This window comes from Kitasatospora sp. NPDC114501 (assembly GCF_055633695.1).
The window spans coordinates 24,196-41,624 of sequence record NZ_JBVKDS010000006.1 but is presented as its reverse complement, the minus strand read 5'-3'; the positions used below and the strand labels follow the sequence as shown (position 1 = coordinate 41,624).

General features: G+C 75.9%; 16 protein-coding genes. 2 read left to right on the top strand and 14 right to left on the bottom strand.

Annotated elements, in window-relative coordinates; genetic code table 11:
• Positions 1-37 precede the first annotated feature (37 nt).
• The gene (locus ACZ7RU_RS13070) at positions 38-631 is read left to right on the top strand and encodes a hypothetical protein (RefSeq protein WP_470340983.1); all 594 of its coding nucleotides are present in this window, start codon (positions 38-40) and stop codon (positions 629-631) included.
• Between the two features lie 39 nt (positions 632-670).
• Here ACZ7RU_RS13070 and ACZ7RU_RS13065 read toward each other — a convergent pair whose 3' ends face one another.
• From ACZ7RU_RS13065 to ACZ7RU_RS13055, 3 genes are all read right to left on the bottom strand, one after another.
• The gene (locus tag ACZ7RU_RS13065) at positions 671-1,450 is read right to left on the bottom strand and encodes a class I SAM-dependent methyltransferase (RefSeq protein WP_470340982.1); all 780 of its coding nucleotides are present in this window, start codon (positions 1,448-1,450) and stop codon (positions 671-673) included.
• Between the two features lie 205 nt (positions 1,451-1,655).
• Positions 1,656-3,089 (bottom strand): PfkB family carbohydrate kinase, encoded by a 1,434-nt coding sequence (locus ACZ7RU_RS13060; protein ID WP_470340981.1) that lies wholly within the window; start codon positions 3,087-3,089, stop codon positions 1,656-1,658.
• A 25-nt stretch (positions 3,090-3,114) separates the two neighbouring features.
• Positions 3,115-4,077: a glycosyltransferase gene (locus tag ACZ7RU_RS13055; RefSeq protein ID WP_470340980.1), complete on the bottom strand. Its 963-nt coding sequence runs from the start codon at positions 4,075-4,077 to the stop codon at positions 3,115-3,117.
• Between the two features lie 405 nt (positions 4,078-4,482).
• Between ACZ7RU_RS13055 and ACZ7RU_RS13050 the strand changes: the two genes are divergently transcribed.
• On the top strand, positions 4,483-5,196 hold the full coding sequence (locus tag ACZ7RU_RS13050; RefSeq protein ID WP_470340979.1) for a glycosyltransferase: 714 nt from the start codon (positions 4,483-4,485) through the stop codon (positions 5,194-5,196).
• 64 nt (positions 5,197-5,260) lie between these two features.
• On the opposite strand, the gene ACZ7RU_RS13045 is transcribed toward ACZ7RU_RS13050, so the two are convergent.
• The 11 genes from ACZ7RU_RS13045 to ACZ7RU_RS12995 all read right to left on the bottom strand — a co-directional run bounded on the left by ACZ7RU_RS13045 (position 5,261) and on the right by ACZ7RU_RS12995 (position 17,401).
• Positions 5,261-6,607, bottom strand: a complete 1,347-nt coding sequence (locus tag ACZ7RU_RS13045; RefSeq protein WP_470341236.1) for an MFS transporter — start codon at positions 6,605-6,607, stop codon at positions 5,261-5,263.
• Between the two features lie 387 nt (positions 6,608-6,994).
• Positions 6,995-7,909 carry a glycosyltransferase family 2 protein gene (locus ACZ7RU_RS13040; RefSeq protein WP_470340978.1) on the bottom strand — a complete coding sequence of 305 codons (915 nt, stop codon included), beginning with the start codon at positions 7,907-7,909 and terminating at the stop codon, positions 6,995-6,997.
• A complete protein-coding gene (locus tag ACZ7RU_RS13035) occupies positions 7,906-8,808 on the bottom strand; it encodes a glycosyltransferase family 2 protein (RefSeq protein ID WP_470340977.1) in 903 nt (300 codons plus the stop codon). The genes ACZ7RU_RS13040 and ACZ7RU_RS13035 overlap by 4 nt, the downstream gene beginning before the upstream one ends.
• Positions 8,805-9,803, bottom strand: a complete 999-nt coding sequence (locus ACZ7RU_RS13030; RefSeq protein ID WP_470340976.1) for a glycosyltransferase family 9 protein — start codon at positions 9,801-9,803, stop codon at positions 8,805-8,807. Before ACZ7RU_RS13030 ends, ACZ7RU_RS13035 begins: the two co-directional genes overlap by 4 nt.
• 73 nt (positions 9,804-9,876) lie before the next feature.
• Entirely contained in the window at positions 9,877-10,530 is a 654-nt protein-coding gene (locus tag ACZ7RU_RS13025) for a D-sedoheptulose-7-phosphate isomerase (protein WP_470340975.1), read from the bottom strand.
• Positions 10,530-11,780: a glycosyltransferase gene (locus ACZ7RU_RS13020; protein ID WP_470340974.1), complete on the bottom strand. Its 1,251-nt coding sequence runs from the start codon at positions 11,778-11,780 to the stop codon at positions 10,530-10,532. The genes ACZ7RU_RS13025 and ACZ7RU_RS13020 overlap by 1 nt, the downstream gene beginning before the upstream one ends.
• A gap of 97 nt (positions 11,781-11,877) precedes the next feature.
• Positions 11,878-12,945: a glycosyltransferase family 9 protein gene (locus tag ACZ7RU_RS13015; RefSeq protein ID WP_470340973.1), complete on the bottom strand. Its 1,068-nt coding sequence runs from the start codon at positions 12,943-12,945 to the stop codon at positions 11,878-11,880.
• A complete protein-coding gene (locus tag ACZ7RU_RS13010; protein ID WP_470340972.1) occupies positions 12,942-13,595 on the bottom strand; it encodes a D-glycero-alpha-D-manno-heptose-1,7-bisphosphate 7-phosphatase in 654 nt (217 codons plus the stop codon). The genes ACZ7RU_RS13015 and ACZ7RU_RS13010 overlap by 4 nt, the downstream gene beginning before the upstream one ends.
• A gap of 34 nt (positions 13,596-13,629) precedes the next feature.
• A complete protein-coding gene (locus ACZ7RU_RS13005) occupies positions 13,630-14,694 on the bottom strand; it encodes a glycosyltransferase family 2 protein (protein WP_470340971.1) in 1,065 nt (354 codons plus the stop codon).
• Positions 14,691-16,361, bottom strand: coding sequence for a carbamoyltransferase family protein (locus ACZ7RU_RS13000; RefSeq protein WP_470341235.1), 1,671 nt, complete (start codon positions 16,359-16,361; stop codon positions 14,691-14,693). The genes ACZ7RU_RS13005 and ACZ7RU_RS13000 overlap by 4 nt, the downstream gene beginning before the upstream one ends.
• Before the next feature lie 80 nt (positions 16,362-16,441).
• Positions 16,442-17,401 carry an NAD-dependent epimerase/dehydratase family protein gene (locus ACZ7RU_RS12995; RefSeq protein ID WP_470340970.1) on the bottom strand — a complete coding sequence of 320 codons (960 nt, stop codon included), beginning with the start codon at positions 17,399-17,401 and terminating at the stop codon, positions 16,442-16,444.
• Positions 17,402-17,429: the final 28 nt, after the last annotated feature.

The window sequence follows — 17,429 nt, the reverse complement described above, 5'->3', positions numbered from 1 at the left end:
GCCACGCCGCTCGTCCGGCCACGACCCTGGGAGAGCCATGCCCACCGCACACTTCCGCCCCGCCCGCCTGTTGCTCGCCGCGCTGGCCGCCCTCGCCCTCCTGCTCCCGGGCGCGGTCGCCGCGCCACCCGCGAGCGCCTCCACCAGCAGTCTCGACGGCGCCTGGGCCTGCGAGGTCCCGGCCGGGTACGTCTACGACCAGGTGGCGATGAACCGCTCCTGTAGCGGTGGCGGCAGTTGGAACTCGCCGCAGTTCCACCTGCGGACCCCCTACGACGGTCTGACGGCCTGCAAGAGCGCGCCGGGCTTCGTCTACGACTCCATCAGTTGGGGCTACGCCTGCAGCGACATGGCGGGTGTGCGGTCCAACATGTTCCACCTGCGCAAGCCGGCCGACGGCCTCGTCGCCTGCGACGGCACCCCGGACTTCACCTACGACTACCTCGTCTGGGGCCTGGCCTGTAGCACCATCGAGGGCGTCCAGACCAACGCCTTCCACCTCCGCAAGCCGTACAGCGGCCTCTGGGCCTGTGACGTCCCCACCGGCTTCACCTACAGCACGACCACCCAGAACTACGACTGCAGCACCTACCGGAGCGCCACGTCCACCAAGTTCCTCCTGCTCGGCTGACCGGGACCGCTCCCGTCCGCCCGTCCCAGCTCCCCTGCGTCACGACGGCACCACCACGTCCCAGACGACCGTCAGAGGCAGGCCGTCCCAGGCGGCGCGGGCGGGGTCGGCGGCGAACTCCTCGTGGCCGCTGGGGGCGAGGCGTCCGTTGAACACCGGCTCGTGGCAGCCGCGGACCTGGAGTCCGGCCTCGGCGAAGGCGTTCAGGTAGTGGCTGGGCAGGTGGAGGTGGTCGCGCGCGAACCCGCGCCGGCCCTGGTCGGGGACGAGGAGACGCCGGCCCCGGAGCGCGGTGACGAAGGTGACGAAGGGGTGCGGGTCGGAGACGACCACCCGCCCGCCGGGACGGACCACGCGGGCCAACTCGCGGACGGCCGCCGACGGTTCGGGCAGGCGGGTGAGGGCCATGGAGCAGACCGCGAGGTCGACGGAGTCGTCGTCGAGCGGCAGTGCCTCCAGCCGGCCGGCGCAGTACGCGGCCCGCGGGGCCCGCCTCCGGGCCTGTGCGATCAGCTCCGGCGACTGGTCCACCCCGACGGTGCGGTGGCCGCGGGCGAGCAGGGCGGCGGTCTGCCGTCCGGTGCCGCAGGCCGCGTCGAGCGCGGTCCCGGCGGGGATTCCGTCGAGGATGCCGTGCACCACCGGCTCCGCCACGCCGACGACGGCGCCGGGCAGGGACTCGTCCTCCTGGACGGCGAGCCTGCGGATCTCCTCGACCCGGGCCCGCAGAAGCCCCTCGTCGCCGCCGACGGCGTTGCGCAGCAGGGCCGTTCCCTCGGTACCCAGGAGCAGCTCGCGGACCTGGAGTTCGTCGTCCATCCGGTTCCCTTCGGTGGAGACCTCTGTGGTGCGGCCGCTCTTGCCTACCCGGGCCCCCGGCGCGGCAGACGCGCCCGGGATCCGCTTGTCCGGAAGACGCCTGCCCGCTGGCCGAGGCCGGGCCCGGCAAGGCCCGGTTACACCTGCCACCTGGCAGTGGATCAGCTGACCGGCGCAGACCCCGCCGGTCGCGGACTATCGCCGGTCACGGCCCGCCGCCGCTCGCCGTGGCGGCCCGCCGGGCGAGCGAGGTGGTCGAGTGCCCGTCGAGGTAGGGCAGGACGACGGCGTGGCCGTCCCAGCCGCGCAGCACGGCCCGTTCGGGCAGCGTCTCGGCGGTGTAGTCGCCGCCCTTGACCCACAGGTGGGGCCGCAGCCGCCCGAGCACGCGCTCCGGGGTGACCTCGTCGAAGACCTCCACCGCGTCGACGCAGCCGAGGCCGGCCAGGACCCGGGCCCGGTTCTCGGCGGCGTTGATCGGCCGTCCGGGGCCCTTGAGCTGCCGGACGGAGGCGTCGGAGTTGAGGCACACGATCAGGCAGTCGCCGAGCCGCCGGGCGGATTCCAGCAGGGCCACGTGGCCGGGGTGCAGCAGGTCGAAGCAGCCGCCGGTGGCGACCACCGTGCCGCCCCGCGCGCGGACCGACCGCGCCAGCCGCGCGGCGTCGGAGGTGGCCCGGCGGGCCGCGACGCGGTCGGACGCCGGCGCGTGGTGCCAGAGCGCCGGGTCGCCCACGCCGCCGCGGGCGACGAAGTCCGCGGCGGCCGTGACGCCGCGGTGCACGGCCTCCTCGGGCAGACCGCCGTCGGCGAGCGCGGCGGTCACCGTGGCCGCGAAGCAGTCCCCGGCCCCGCAGGTGTCGCCCGCCGCCTCGTACGGGGCCGGCAGCAGGATCGGGCTGTCCGGACCGCGGCTGAGCAGCGCGCCGAGAGGTCCGAGGGTCACCGCGACCCCGGCGGCCCGCCAGTGGCGGGTGAGCAGGGCGGCTCGGCGGGTGTGCGCGGGTAGGTCCTCGCCCAGGGGCTCGCCCTGCGCGAGCACGGCGGTGAACAGGCGGGCCTCGGCGGCGTTCGGGGTGGCGAGCCGGACACCGGGCACCGGTGGACCACCGCGGGGGTGCGGGTCCCACACCAGCGGGACGCGGTCGGTCGCCGCGGCCAGCAACGGCCGCAGCCGGTCGGCCGTGCCCCCGCCGTAGTCGGAGACCAGCACCGCCCCGGCAGCCGCGATCGCCTTCCGGACGGCTTCTCCGGGCGCGCCGGGCACGCCGCCGCCCCGGTCGATCCGGACCAGCGGCCGGTCGCCGGCGCGGACCCGGGTCTTGACGGGCAGGTCGCCGTCCAGGGGGCACCCGACGAGGGTGACCCGGTCCGCGAGCAGACGGCGCAGCTCGGCCGAGGCCTCGCCGTCGCTGACCGCCGTCACCAGGACGACCTCACGGCCGCCGCTCGCCGCCAGCCAGGCGGCCAGCGCGGCGCCACCGGGCCGGTACCGCTCACCCGTCACGTCCACCACCGGCACGGGCGCGTCGGGGGCGAGCCGGGTCGCCTCACCGTCGATGTCGCAGTCGAGCACGCTGTCCCCGACGACGACCAGCGGACCGCGCCGGTCCGTCCGCCGTACCGCGACGCCGCTCATACCGACCCCCTGGAGGCGCGTGTGGTCATCGGGCCACCTCCTCGATCAGGTGCTGCCAGTCGTCCAGGAAGCGCTTCAGGCCGTAGCGTTCGAGCGCGGCCCGGCGGGCCAGTCGGCCGTCCGCCTCGGCCGCGGCGGGGTCGTGCAGGTAGTGGCGGGCCGCCTCGGCCAGCGCCTCCGGCCGGGTGGAGAGCACTCCGGCACCGGGTGGAACCGCCCGCACCACCTCGGTCGTGGCGAGCGCCACCACGGGCATCCCGAGGTGCATCGCCTCCAGCAGCGACAGTCCCAGGGACGTCCAACGGACGGGGTGCAGGTAGACGCGGCGCCGTGCGAGTTCCGCGTGCAGGCGCGCCTGCGGCAGCTCGTACGTCCGGCAGCGTTCCCGGGCCAGGCCGAGGTGGTCGGCCAAGCCCTCGGTGCGCATGCCGAAGACGTCCAGCGGAGCGGCCTCCGACAGCGCGGGCAGCAGATCGCAGCCGACGGTGCGCCCGCGCCGCACGGGCTCGTTGACGACCACGGCGGCCCGCTCCAGCTCGCCGCTGTACAGGCGGCCCGGGTCGACCACGCCGTGCTCCACGACGGTGGTCGGGGCCCGCCCGTTGTCCCAGAACAGCCGGTTGAAGTGGGTCACGTGGACGATCGGCACCCGGTCCTGGCCGGCCATCGGATGACGGGTGTCGGGGACGTCCCCGTGGGGGCTGTTGTGCTCCAGGTAGACGGCCGGCACATCCCGGCCGGGCCGGCGCCCGAGCCAGCGCTCGGCGAGGTCCTGCTCGTGCGGTCGCTGGAGCACCACCAGGTCGATGTCCGTGCCGCGCAGCTCGTCGGGGGAGAGCTCGACCACGGAGGACGGCCAGTCGAAGGTCCGGGCCCGCCCGAGGCCGTCCGGCCCGCGACCGGGCAGGACCGGGACGAGGTAGCGGTGCGGCCCCTGGACGAAGGCCGTCGTCCAGGATCCGTGCACGTGCCACAGCAGGATGTTCACGAAGCCTCCTCGGTACGGTGGAGCGGATCGTCGACGGCGCGGGCCCCCTCGGCCCGAGCCCGGCGAGCGCGGCCCGGGGCGGCCCGGAACCGGGCAGGCGGGTTCCTCCTCACCGGGCGCAGCAGCAGGAACAGCATCGGTGACCGGCCCGCCGACCCGCGACCGGAGTCGGCGGCGCCGCGTTCCCCACGACGGTGCCCGGCCGGTGTCGCACCGCGGTACGGCGGCGGTCGCCGGCGCGTGGCGGCCCGCCGCCACTCGGGTGATCCCGGCTCGGGGACCTGCGACCGGGCGAAGCACGAGCACGTCGTGGACGTCGCGGCCCGCCTCCCGACCTTCGCACCGCCGCCGAACGGTGGCGTGCTCCGAAGGGGTGGGCCACACTGACCGGGAGGTGAGGCTCCGATGACTTCGCTGCGCATTGCCCTGGTGTCCGAAAGGGTCAGCCCCCTCGCCCCGCCCGGCGGCGACGCGGACCTGTTGCGCGCCCACGTCGCGGCCCTGTCCCGGGCCCTGGCCCGCCGCGGCCACCAGGTCACCGTGCACACCAGGCGGGACGACACCCGCCTCGGCGAGCACGTTCCGCTCTGCCCGGGCGTCCTGGTGCACCACGTGGGCGAGTGCCTGGCTCGCGGCACCTCCGAGGAGGACCTGCTGCGGCGCATGGCGGACTTCGGTGAGCGGCTCGCCGACTACTGGATCCACCACCCGCCGACGATCGCGCACGCGCACTTCTGGACGTCCGGGCTCGTCGGTCTGCCCGGCGCCCACTACCTGGGCATCCCATTGGTGCAGACCTTCCACGCACTCGGCGGCAGCGCGGTACGGGGCCACGACGACGGTCGGGGCGTGAGCGCGTCCGGCCGGATCGCCATCGAGACCGCGGTGGGGCGGCAGGCCGACCGGGTTCTCGCGGGCTGCCGGGACGAGCTCGGCGTCCTGAGGGCCATGGGCGTCGCCGAGGAGCGGATCCGACTCCTCCCGCCGGACGGGGACCGCTCGGCGTCGCCCCGGCCGCGGATGGCGGCCCGGCACGACCGCAACCGGGCCGCCGCCTTCACCGAACTGGTCTACCGGGAGGCACTCGGAACCCGGTCGCCCCGCCGAGGGCACCCGTAGCGGGACGTTCGCGGCCGTCCGGCGGAGAGCCGCCGAGTACCGCGCTCCGCCGTGCCGGCCGGCCTCAGGCCGCGACGGCGACCTGCTCCGCGGCCGTGACCGGACCGGCCGACCGGCGTCGCACCGCGGCGGCTCCGCCCACCGCCCCGCCGACCACCAGCCCGCCGGACAGCAGCGCGCCCCGGGCCCCCAGCGACTGGATGGACACCCCGAGCACCAGCGGTCCGGCGAGGCCCCACACGGTGCTGACGCTGCGCCAGGCGCCCAGGACCCGTCCGCGCAGATGGGCCGGCGGGTCGGTCTGGAGGATCGTCGAGACGGCGGTGTCGCCCAGCGACTCCAGCACGGCCATCGGGACGACCAGCAGGGCGAGGAACAGCAGCGTGGGGGAGAGCGCGGCGAAGCACTGGAGCACGCCGCCGGCCGCCGTCAGGACGGCCACCATCCGTACGGAGGGGTTGCGCAGCCGTCCGGCCAGTACCGCCCCGGTGGTTCCGCCGACGGCCAGGACGGTGGCGATCACCCCGAATTCCTCCGCTCCGCCGTGCAGGGCGCCACTGACCAGTGCGGCGAGCGTCAGGCCGTAGTTGCGGCCCAGCACCGAGCCCAGACCGGTCAGGCACGCCAGCGCGACCAGGCGGCGCCTGCTGCAGAAGAAGGCGACGCCGTCCCTGACGCCCTGTCCCGCGGCCGGCGTCCGTGGCGCGTCGGCCGTGACCGCGCCCGCCGCCGGCCGCAGGAACGGGATGACCGCCGCCACCAGGACGAAGGTGATGCCGTTGACCACGTACGCGCTCGCCATCCCGAACAGGGCGACGACGACGCCGGCCGACGCGGTGCCGGCCAGCCTTCCGACACTGTGCACGACCGAGCCGACCGAGATCGCCGAGGGGACGTCCTCCGGCGGCACGAGGTCGTTGCCCAGGAGGGCGCAGGCCGGCCCCTCGACCGTGGCGACCAGCCCGGTGACGACGGCCAGCACCATCAGGACCGGGACACTGAGTGCCCCGAACGCGACCAGGGCCGCCGTGGCGAAGGCGATCACGGCCAGCACCACCTGGCTGACGGTCGCCGTGAGCTTGCGCGGCCAGCGGTCGACCGCGGCTCCGCCCACGAGTCCGAGCAGCAGGCCGGGGGCGACCTGGAGGGCGAGCGACAGTCCGGTGACGGTGGCCGAGCCGGTCAGCTGGAGGACCAGGAGGTTCTGGACGGTCAGCTGCATCCAGGCGCCGACGTTCGAGACCAGGTTCGCCAGTGACCACCAGCGCATGCTCCGGTGGCGCAGGGCGCGCCACGGGGCGCGCGGGGCGCGCGGTCCGGGCGGGACGGCCGGGACGGTCGGGGGGACGGCGGGACTCGGGGCAGGACTCGCGGCAGGACGGGCCGGGCCGCTTCGCTGGGCGGGGAGCAGGGTGTCCGGGGTCGCCGGCGACGCCTTGGTGGTGGGCAGCACGTCTCACATCTGGATCAGGTGGGCACGGGGAGGGCTCCGGGCGGATACCGCGGCGCGGAAGCCGGGCCGGCTCGACGCCGGAGCGACGGAGCGGCGCCGTCCATCCTGACCGGTCGCGGCGGGGTCCCGGACTGACGATCGCGTCACAGCGGCGGGTGGGGAGCCGTCACACCCGGCCTGACCAGCGACGTCGCGCGCCCGGTGGCGTCCGTCACAGCGCGTCGGCCGCTCAGCCGGTCCGGTTCGGTGTGACGCTCCGCGACCGGGCCGGTGCGGCCGGCCCTCCCCCCCCCCCCCGCCGTGGGCGCAGCGACCGCCGGTGGGGCGGGCAGACCCAGCGCGGACTCACCCGACGTAGCGGCGTACGGTCGACGACCGCTGGGGCTCCTCCAACAGCCGCAGGCCTTGTTCGACCCGGGCCGGCAGCCGCCGGCGCTCCCGCAGGACCCAGGGCAGGCCGGCGGCGGCTTCGGCGAAGGCGCGGGCGGAGACGGCGTCGCGGGGGACCGTACGGGCAAGGTGGGCGGTACGCCGTACGACGGTCGCGGGATGACGCCGGAGCCAGGTCGTCCACAGGGTGTTCCGGATCCCGTGGCGGCGTCGCAGTGTCGGGTCGCGCAGCGGTGACGGCCGGTGGTGGACGGTGAGATCGGCGGCGTAGACGAGCCACCAGCCCTTGGAGGCGAGGTCGTGGGCGAGGAGCTCCTCCTCGCCGCCCAGCCAGAGCCGCGGTGAGAAGCCGCCGGCCGCCCGGAAGGCCGAGAGCCTGACGACCGTGGCTCCGGCCAGGAACGAGCCGAGGGCAGGGCCGGGCAGACCCGGCGGGGCGGGCACGGGGGAATCGCGCAGTTCGGCCACGATCGGGTCCTCCGTCGGCGGCCGGTCCGGCGCGGCCGGATCCTCGACCACGATCCGGGCGGTGACGGTGGCGACGTCCGGATGGGCGTCCAGCAGGTCGGCGGCGGCGCGCAGCGAGCCGGGCTCCCACCAGGTGTCGTCGTCGCTGAAGGCCAGGTAGGGGCAGTCCAGCTCGCGGGCGGCGAGATTGCGGCCGCAGGCGCCGAGGTTGCGGCCGGGGGTGAGCAGGCGGACCTCGGGATGCAGCACCCGGACGGCGGCCGGGCTGCCGTCGGCGGAGGCGTTGTCCACGACGACGACGGGCGGCTTCTCGGGCAGGAGCGCGAGCCGGGCGAGGGTGTGGAGGAGCTCGTCGCGGCGGTTGTGCGTGATGACGGCGACGGCGACGCGCTGGTCGGTCATCGGGCCCTCCCGTCGATCGCGCCGGCCTCTTCCAGACGGGCCACGGACTTCTCCACCTCCGGCGGGAGGGGTCTGCGCAGTGCGAGCGCGACGGGGATCCGGGGGAGCGCTCCGGCCAGTGCGCGGGCGGCCTGGGGACTGCCCGCGGCCTCCCGCAGAAGGCCGGCGCTCTGCCGGGCCACGTGGGGCCACGGCCGACGCAGCCAGCAGGTGAGCAGTTCGTTGCGGCGCATGCGCGCGTGCCGGCCGGGCCGGGGGCCGGGATCCGGGTGGTGATGGGCGACGACCTGGGGGCAGTGGGCGACTCCCCAACCCGCCGCGGCCAGGTCGAGGGCCAGCAGGGCTTCCTCCCCGCCGAAGTGCAGCACCGGATGGAACCCTCCCACCTCCAGGAACGCGCTTCGGCGGACGATGCTCGCGCAGGCGAGGAAGCCCAGGACGGAGGGCCCGGGCAGATCGGGGGCCACCCCGAGCGGGGAGGCGGCGAGCTGGTCGTCGATCGGGTCGGCCCGGCCGCCGGGCCCGACGCGGGTGGCTGCCGCGAGCAGCCCGAGCCGCCGGTGCCGATCGAACAGCCCGGCCGCCAGGGACAGCGCCCCGGGCCGCCACCACGAGTCGTCGTCACTGAAGGCGACGTAGGGCGTGCCGAGTTGCTCGACTCCCAGGTTCCGGGCCACCGCGCCCCGGTTGCGGCGCAGGACCCGCACCGCCACGGCGGGGTGGCGGTCGCGTACGGCGGCGGCCGTGCCGTCGGTGGAGGCGTTGTCGAGAACGAGGACGGGCGGGGCCTCGGGCAGGCTCTGGAGCCGGTCGAGGGTGTGCAGCAGGCGTTCCCGGCGGTTGCGCGTGATGACCACGACGCCGATGCGGGGCGCCGGAGCGGGACGGGGGTTCTTCATCGGTCGCCGTCACGTCCTTCCTTCGCACGGGTGTGGAGGGACCGGAGTTCGGACAGGACGTCGTCCGGACCGATCCGCAGCAGCCGTGGGTCGGGGGACTCGCCGTGCGCGTCGCCGGGCCGGTCGTCGTCGGGGCGCTCGGGCCGCCACAGGATCCGGTGGCGGCCGTCGGCCGGCGGTCCCCAGAGACGGGGCGACACCGGGCCGAAGAGGGTGACCGAGGCGGTGCCGAGGGCCGTGGCGAGATGGGAGAGGCCGGTGTCCCCGGCGACCACGGCGCCCGCCTCGGCGACCAGCGCCGCCAGGGTCTCGAACGGCACGTCCGCGGCCCCGCCGAGGACCGATCCCGGAGGCAGGCCGGCCAGGGCGGCCACCTCTTGGGCGAGTTCCGCCTCGCCCGCGCCGGCGGTGACCACCACCGGCCGGCCGGAGCGGCGAAGCTCGCGGGCCACCGCGGCGAAACGGGCGGCCGGCCACCGGCGGGCCCCCGCGTCGGCGCCCGGGTGCAGCACCACCGCTCCAGGAGCGGGGGAACGGACCGCCGGTCGTCGGATCAGCAGGTCGGCGGGGTCCGCGGGGATGCCGTGGGAGCGCAGCAGACGGCACCAGCGGTCCCGTTCGTGTTCGTCCGCGCGCCACCCGGCGCCGCCGGCCCCGCGTGCCGCGTACCCGATGAGCCGCCGGGGCTCCAGGGCCCGCAGGAGGCTCAGGCTCTCCTCGCCGCAGCCGTGCAGGTCGACCGCCAGCTCCGGCGCCGGCCCGTCCCAGCGCAGTTCGCCCGGCACCTGGCGCCCGGTGGCGTCGGTGGCCAGCAGCCGGTCGACGCAGCCGGTGGCCGCCGCCGCCGGGGCCAGGCGGCCGGGCGCCGCCAGGACCAGCTCGTGGCCGGGGTGGTGGCGGCGCAGTGCCCGCAGGGCCGGGATGCCGGTGAGCAGGTCGCCGAGGCCCAGCGCGCGCAGGACGAGCAGCCGCGGCCGGCCGTCGCCGGCGCTCACGCGCCCGCCCCCGCGGGTCCCGGCCCGCCGGGGCCGACGGCGCCGGGCCGCTCCGCCACCACGGGCGGCCGGTTCACGCGACCTCCCCCGCCGGCCGGACGTCGTCGGCCGGGGACTGCCCGCCGGCCCGGCGGGCCAGCGCCGCGTCGAACGCCTCACAGACCAGGTGGAGGGCCATCAGGTGGACCTCCTGGACGGTGGCGGTCGCCTCGGCGGCGACGGCGAGTGTCTCGTCGGCCCGCTCGGCGAGCGGGTTGGGTGTCGGGCCCGTCATCGCCCACACCCCGAGACCCGACCTACGGCCGACGTCGGCGGCCCTGAGCAGGTTGCCGCTGCGCCCCGAGGTGCTCATCAGGACCAGGACGTCGCCGGGCCGCCCGTGCGCGGCCACCTGGCGTGCGTACACCTCCTCGAAGCCGTAGTCGTTGCCGATCGCGGTCAGTGCGGACGTCTCGGCGTGCAGGGCCAGCGCGGAGAACGCGGGGCGCTCGGCGCGGTAGCGGCCGACGAGTTCGGCGGTGAGGTGCTGGGCCTGCGCGGCGCTGCCGCCGTTGCCCGCGACGAGCAGGCGCCCACCGGCCGGCAGCAGGCCGGCCAGGGCCTGGCCCCAGCTGGTGAGCAGCGGAAGCTGTTCACCGCGCAGGGCCCGCACCGCGTCCTCCAGCGCGGCGCAGTGCCGGTCGGCCTCCGCGAGGTCGTGCGCCGACTCGTGGAAGTGAGCGCTCATCACAGTCCTCCCGACGGTGCCGCGGTGCGGGCCTGCGGATCGGGGGCCACGGGGTGGGGGCGCACCGTCTCCCGGTAGATCTTCTCGGTGCTCGCCGCGACCCGGTCCCAGCCGTAGAGGGCGAGGACGCGCCGGCGTCCGGCCGCCCCGAAGTCGCGGCGCAGCCGGTGGTCGCCGAGCAGCCTGGCGGCCGCGGCGGCCAGCGCCGGACCGGACCCGCTGGGCACCAACAGGCCCGTGCGGCCGTCGGCGACCGTGTCGAGGTGCCCGCCGACCGCGGTGGCGACCACCGGCACGCCGCAGGCCATCGCCTCCAACGGGACGATGCCGAACGGTTCGTAGTGCGCGGGGCAGACCACGAGGTCGGCGCTGCGCAGGAGCGCCGGCATCCGGGTGTTGGGCACGCCGCCCAGCAGGACGAACCGGTCGGCCACTCCGTGGTCGACGGCCAGCGCGCGCAGCCGCCGGCACTCCGGGTCGGTGGCCAGGCGATCGGCCGGGGGGCCGCCGGCGACCACCAACTCGGTGTCGGGCAGCCGGGCGAGTGCCTCCAGGGCGGTGGCACCGCCCTTGCGCGCGACGAGCCGCCCGACCATGAGCAGCCGGTGCGGCGCCGAGCGCGGGGCCACGTCGCCCTGGGGGCTGAACCGGTCCGGGTCGACACCGCACGGCACGATCCTGACGCGGTCGGCGGGTACACCCATCGCGAGGAGCTCGGTCACCTCGTCGCTACAGGTGGCGATCACGCGGGTGGCCGTGCGGCCGAGGTGCGACTCCAGCGCGATCCGTCGGGCGGGGCTGGTGTCCTCGTGGCCCTGGTGCCGGCGTTTGACCGTACCGAGCGCGTGATAGGTGTGGGCGACCGGTATGCCCAGGTGCCGGGCTCCGCGCAGGGCGGCCAGCCCCGACATCCAGAAGTGCGAGTGCACGATGTCCGGTCTGCGGCGGGCCCAGTAGCGCGCCAGATGGTCGCCGAACTCGTCCATGTAGGGCAGGAGTTGGTCCTTGGGGACCGGGCGGGGCGGTCCGGCCGGCACATGGTGGACGACGACGCCCGGGCGCATCACGACCTCGTCGGGCGGTTCGGCGCGGTCGCGCCGGGTGTGCACGACCACCCGGTGGCCCAGGTCCGCCAGGGCGCCGGCGAGTGCGGCGACGTGGACGTTCTGTCCTCCGGCGTCCACCCCGCCGAGCACGGCGAGCGGGCTGGCGTGCTCGGACACCAGGGCGACGGTCAGCGGCCGGTTCACCGTGTCACCTCGCCGGTCTGGCGGTCCCGGTCCGCCGGGAACCGTTCCCGGACGGACGCTGTCGTCCGGGGGTCGGGCGCGTGCCGCAGCAGGATGTTCATGAGCTCACCTTTCCGGTGCCCGGCCGGGCGGGCGGGAAGTGCCCGCCCGGGCCCGGCATCGCTCCGTTCGTCAACCGGCCCACCGCCGCCGCGATCTGGGTGCCGGTCAGGGTGTCCAGGCAGGGATGGCCCTCGACGGGGCAGACCCTGGCACGGCTCGCGGCGCACGGCGCGTCCTGCCGGCCCAGCAGCAGGTGCGGCACGCCGAAGGGCCGCCAGCGTTCGGCCGGCACGACCGGTGAGAACAGGCTCACGACCGGGGTGCCGACGGCGGCGGCCAGATGGGCCGGACCGGTGTTGCCCGCGACCACGGCGTCGGCCGCGGCCAGGACCGCCGAGAGGCCCCTGAAGTCGGTGCGGCCTCCGAGGTCCAGGGCGTGCGCCCCCGCGACCTCGGCGGTGAGTTCCTTCTCCGCCGGGCCACCGGTCACCACCACCCGCCGTCCGCGGTCGGCCAGGGCACGCACCGCGGCCGCGAGCACCGCGGGACCGGCGGCGCGGGCGGGAACGGCCGCGCCGGGATGGACCACCACGTACGGGTCCGGACCGGTCAGGTGCCGCAGGTCGGGCGGCGGCAGCACCCGCAGCCGGCCGTCGTCGTCCGGGGGAAGCGGGAATCCGGCGGCCCGGGCCAGGTCGAGGGCCGCCTCGGCCTCGTGCCGACCGGGCGCGCGCCGGTGGCGCAGATCCAGCAGCGAACCCGGGTAGTCCTCGCAGTCGGCGGCGATCTCGGCCACGCCGGCCAGCCGGAGCAACAGGGCCGTGGGCAGCGGGCTCTGATGGAAGGAGGTGAACACGACGGCGCGGTCGAAGCGCTGCCGGGCGAGGTCCTCCACGACCGCCCGGACGTCCTCCGCGTCCACCGGAGGCGGGTCGAAGCCGACCCAGGGGGCCTCCCAGACGACGGTCCGGTCGACGCCGGGCAGGATCTCGGCCGCCGCGGCGCCCCGGGGCCCGCAGAGCATGGCCACGTACGCGGAGGAGCCCGCGACGGCTCGCACGGCGGGCCCGGCGAGCAGCACGTCGCCCGCGCTGTCGAGGCGTACCACCAGGGTCCTCGTCATGCGGCCCGCCCGGGGGGAAGGAGGTGGTCCAGCGCGGTTCCGACGGCCGCGAGGAGATCGCGCGCGACGGTCCTCGCCGCAGCCGTCTCCTCGGCGCGGGTGACGGCGTTGGGCACCAGGACGGGGAACGCCCCGGCGGCCTCGGCCGCGGCGCCGTCGGAGCCGATGTCCCCGATGACGACCGTCCGCCGGGGCGGGACGCCCAGGACCCGGCAGGCGGCCAGGACCAGGCCGGGGGCCGGCTTGCGGCAGCGGCAGCCTTCGTCGGGGCCGTGCGGGCAGACGGCCCACACGTCCATCGGGCCGAGCAGGGCCTCGATGCGCCGGTTCACCGCCTCGACCCGCTCCCGGGTGAGCAGGCCGCGAGCCACCCCGGACTGGTTGCTCACGACGCCCACCAGGATCCCGGCCGACCGCAGGGCCGCGACGGCGTCGGCCGCGCCGGTCACCGGACGCACGGCGCCCGGATCGCCGTTGTACGGCACGTCGTGGACGAGCGTGCCGTCGCGGTCGAAGAGCACGGCCGCACGCGGTGTCCCCGGACGGTCCGCGGCACCCGTGGACCCGGTCGCCCGAATCCATGGCAGCAGGCCGTCCGGAGCCGGGCGCCCGGGCCCGGCCGGCGCGGTGGAGTCGGTGGGAACGGTCATGGGGGTGTCCTCCTCGGCTGCGCGCCTACGGGGCTCAGTGGTGGGCCGGAACCGGTCGTCCGCCGCCGACCGGGTACCCCGGCCCGGACCCGGTGTCCGGCACGGGCCGCCAGGGCGCCACGCGGCGGTGCCGCAGAAGGCCCACGGCCCAGTGGTAGCCCGCGGTGGGCGGGATCGCCGCGCTGGTGAGCAGCATCGTCGTGACCTCGTCCGCGAGCCGCGGCCCGGGCGCGATCCTCGCCAGCGCGAACTCCCCGGTGCCCGCCAGCCAGAGCCCGGCGAGTGCGAGGCAGGCGCGGGGGCGGTGGGCCAGGGCCGCGACGGCGGCGCCGACCGCGCAGCCGGTGATCGCCAGGTGCCGTGGGAGCCGGCCGCGGGCCGCTCCGGCCCGGTGCCACCAGTGCCGCCCGTGGAGGCGGTTCATCAGGACGTCGTCCGCGTTGCCCGCCTGCTGGCGCAGGGAGACCCAGCGGTCGGCCGGCCGGACGGGGTGCAGGGTCGTGCGTGCGCCCTGGGTGAGGTGCCAGCCCGCGTCGAGGACGCGCAGGGCCAGGTCGGCGTCCTCGCGGAACGCCCTCCGGAAGCGCTCGTCGAAGCCGCCGACCTGCTCCAGAACGGCGCGGCGGTACGCCATGTCCGCTGTGATCCACAACGATCTGGCGAGCCCGGCCGTCGACCGTTCCCAGTCGGTCGGCCGCCGGTCGGCGGGCAGCGGCACCGCGATGGTGCCCTGGCTTCCGCCGGTGCGCCGCCCGCAGGCGGCGAGGTCGGCGGCCAGGTCGGCCGTCCAGGTCGGGCCGGGCACGGTGTCGTCGTCCAGGAAGGCGATCCATTCCTGTCCGACGCTCCGCCAGCCGGCGTTGCGGGCGGCCGCGGGGCCGTTCCCGCAACCCGCCACCACCGAGATCCGGTCCCGCAGGGACGGCGGGATCTCGACGTCCAGCGGCCCGCAGTCGGTCAGCGGGCGGTCGTCCACCAGGACCACGCGTTCCGGCGCCGGACCGCGGGCCCCGGCGAGGGCCGCGAGGGTGACGGAGAGACTCGGCCGGCCGAGCGTGGGGATGACGACGGCGTACGAGGGACCGGTGCCGTTCGTCATGCCCGGGCCTCCGACCGGTCCGGCCCCGCGAACAGGGCACCTCGGCGGACGACGAACGGGCCGAGGGCGAGCAGGTCGATCGGCGCGGAGCCGAAGCACTCCAGGGCGTCCCGGACGTCGTCCACCATCGGGCGCCCCGCGGTGTTGAGACTGGTGTTGACGACGACGGGGAGGCCGGTGAGCAGCTCGAACCGTTCCAGCATCCGTGCCGTCAGCGGGTCGTCCAGGGGGTCGACGGTCTGGATCCGAGCCGTACCGTCGACGTGGACCACGGCGGGGATCCGGTCACGCCACGCGGGCGCGACCTCGTGGACGAACAGCATGTAGGGGCTCGGGTGCCGGCCGTTGAAGATCTTCGGTGCCCGGTCGGCGAGGACCATCGGCGCGACGGGCCGGAACTGCTCCCGCCCCTTGACGTCGTTCAGCCGTTCGAGGTTCGCGGCCCGGCCGGGGTGGGCGAGCAGGGAGCGGTGACCGAGCGCGCGCGGGCCGAATTCGGACCGGCCCTGGAACCAGGCGACGATGCCGTCCGCGGCGAGCTCCCGGGCCACCTCGGCGGCGACGTCCTCCGGCCGTTCGTAGGGGACGGCGGCGCGGCGCAACCAGTCCTCCAGTTCCCGGTCCGACCAGCCCCGGCCGAGGTCGGCGCCGGGCATCGGCTCCGGCTGCTCCCCGGCGGAGGCCGCGAGGTGCAGCGCGGCGCCCAACGCGGTACCCGCGTCCCCGGCGGCCGGCTGCACCCAGACCCGTTCGAACGGGCCCTCGGCGGCGATGCGGGAGTTCGCCACGCAGTTCAGGGCCACCCCGCCGGCCAGGGTCAGCAGCCGGTCGTGGGTGCGCCCGTGCAGCCAGCGGGCCAGGTCCAGCAGCACCTCTTCGAGCACCCGTTGCGCGGAGCACGCGAGGTCGGCGTGGGCGGGAGTCCACTCCTGGCCGGGCCGCAGGGCCGGTGCGAACTCGGCCCACGGCACGCCGGCTGCGCGGAAACCGCCGTCGCCGGTGGAGTGGACGTGCCGGCGGAGTTCCGCCACCGATGTCGGCGACCCGTAGGAAGCCATCGCCATCACCTTGTACTCGTCCGAGGACCGGAGGAATCCCAGGTGCTGGGTCAGCTCCTCGTACACCAGGCCCATCGAGTGCGGGAGTTCCTGGGCCGCGAGCTGTTCCAACCGCGGACCGACCCGGCGGGCGGCCAGGTGTGACGTCGCCTCGCCCCGGCCGTCGAGCACCAGGACCGAGGAGGGGTCGCTGTTCCCGTCGGCCGCGAACGCGGCGGACGCGGCGTGCGCGACGTGGTGCGGGACGAACCTGACCTTGGCGGGGTCCAGTCCGGGCAGCGCCTCGGCGAGGAAGTTCGGGGCCTCGCGGGCGTAGGTGAGGCGCACGTGGTCCCAGGGGTCGTCCAGTCCCAGCTGCTCGGCGGGCCGGGCGAGTGCCGGATCGAAGGAGTAGCCCACCAGGTCGAGATCCGCGGGGCGGATGCCCGCGTGGTCCAGGCACCAGCGAGCGGCCTGTTCGGGCAGCTCCCAGGCGGAGAACGGCAGCGGACGCTTGCCGTGCTTGCGGCGGCTGAAACGCTCCTCCTCCGCTGCCGCCACCGTCCGCCCGTCGATGACGAGGGCGGCGGCAGGGTCGTGGAAGAGGGCGTTGATGCCGAGAATGCGCATGGTCATGACGGCCTTCCGGATCGGCGGCGGGCCCCGCACGTCAGGGTTCCCCGACGTGGAGGCGGGTCGGAGACGACTGCTCAGGCCTCGGGGTGCTCGCGGAACCAGGCGATGGTGCGGGCGAGTCCTTCGCGGGCGGGCACCGTCGGCTCCCAGCGGAGCTTTCCGCGGGCCAGGGTGATGTCCGGGCACCTGACCGCGGGGTCGTCGGTGGGACGCGCGATGAACTCCACCGTCGAGGTGGAGCCGGTGAGCTCGATGACGAGCCTCGCCAGCTCCAGCATGGTGATCTCGGTGTCGTTTCCGAGGTTCACCGGGCCGGCCAGCTCGGAGCGGGCCATGGCGAGGATGCCGTTCACGGTGTCGCTCACGTAGGTCAGGGAGCGCGTCTGGCTGCCGTCGCCGGTCACCGTCAGCGGCACGCCGGTCAGTGCCTGGCGGATGAACGTCGGCACCGCCCGCCCGTCGTAGGACCTCATGCGGGGCCCGTAGGTGTTGAACAGGCGGACGATCGCGGTGTCCACCCCCTCGGCGGCGGCCTCGGCCGTGGTCAGCGCCTCGGCGAACCGCTTCGCCTCGTCGTAGACGCTCCGCGGACCGACCGGGTTGACGTTGCCCCAGTAGCTCTCGCTCTGCGGGTGCTGTAGCGGATCGCCGTAGACCTCCGAGGTCGAGGTGAGCAGGAACCTCGCGCCGTGCCGCTGGGCCAGTGCCAGGGCGTTGCGGGTGCCCAGGCTGCCCGCGTCGAGGGTGTGGACCGGAAGCCGGAGGTAGTCGCTGGGCGAGGCGGGGGAGGCGAGGTGGAGGACGAGGTCCACGGGCCGGTCGATCTCCAGCCGGTCGGTGACGTCCGCCTCACGGAGTTCGAAACCGGGGCGGCCCACCAGATGGCGCACGTTGGCCGGTGAACCGGTGCAGAAGTCGTCGACACAGGTGACGGCATGGCCGAGCCGGACGAGTTCCGTGCACAGATGGGAACCCACGAAGCCGGCCCCTCCCGTCACGACGGCGTGCATGTGGTCGGTCGGCAAGCTGCCCATGGAAGTCCTTTCGGTCGTCGCGGACCTC

Excerpts from the sequence above, each read along its gene's own strand:
- ACZ7RU_RS13025 (WP_470340975.1), bottom strand. The coding sequence starts at position 10,530 with ATGAGCGCTCACTTCCACGAGTCGGCGCACGACCTCGCGGAGGCCGAC.
- ACZ7RU_RS13035 (WP_470340977.1), bottom strand. The coding sequence starts at position 8,808 with ATGAAGAACCCCCGTCCCGCTCCGGCGCCCCGCATCGGCGTCGTGGTC.
- ACZ7RU_RS13000 (WP_470341235.1), bottom strand. The coding sequence starts at position 16,361 with ATGCGCATTCTCGGCATCAACGCCCTCTTCCACGACCCTGCCGCCGCC.
- ACZ7RU_RS13070 (WP_470340983.1), top strand. The coding sequence starts at position 38 with ATGCCCACCGCACACTTCCGCCCCGCCCGCCTGTTGCTCGCCGCGCTG.
- ACZ7RU_RS12995 (WP_470340970.1), bottom strand. The coding sequence starts at position 17,401 with ATGGGCAGCTTGCCGACCGACCACATGCACGCCGTCGTGACGGGAGGG.
- ACZ7RU_RS13040 (WP_470340978.1), bottom strand. The coding sequence starts at position 7,909 with ATGACCGACCAGCGCGTCGCCGTCGCCGTCATCACGCACAACCGCCGC.
- ACZ7RU_RS13060 (WP_470340981.1), bottom strand. The coding sequence starts at position 3,089 with ATGAGCGGCGTCGCGGTACGGCGGACGGACCGGCGCGGTCCGCTGGTC.
- ACZ7RU_RS13050 (WP_470340979.1), top strand. The coding sequence starts at position 4,483 with ATGACTTCGCTGCGCATTGCCCTGGTGTCCGAAAGGGTCAGCCCCCTC.
- ACZ7RU_RS13015 (WP_470340973.1), bottom strand. The coding sequence starts at position 12,945 with ATGACGAGGACCCTGGTGGTACGCCTCGACAGCGCGGGCGACGTGCTG.
- ACZ7RU_RS13010 (WP_470340972.1), bottom strand. The coding sequence starts at position 13,595 with ATGACCGTTCCCACCGACTCCACCGCGCCGGCCGGGCCCGGGCGCCCG.
- ACZ7RU_RS13005 (WP_470340971.1), bottom strand. The coding sequence starts at position 14,694 with ATGACGAACGGCACCGGTCCCTCGTACGCCGTCGTCATCCCCACGCTC.
- ACZ7RU_RS13065 (WP_470340982.1), bottom strand. The coding sequence starts at position 1,450 with ATGGACGACGAACTCCAGGTCCGCGAGCTGCTCCTGGGTACCGAGGGA.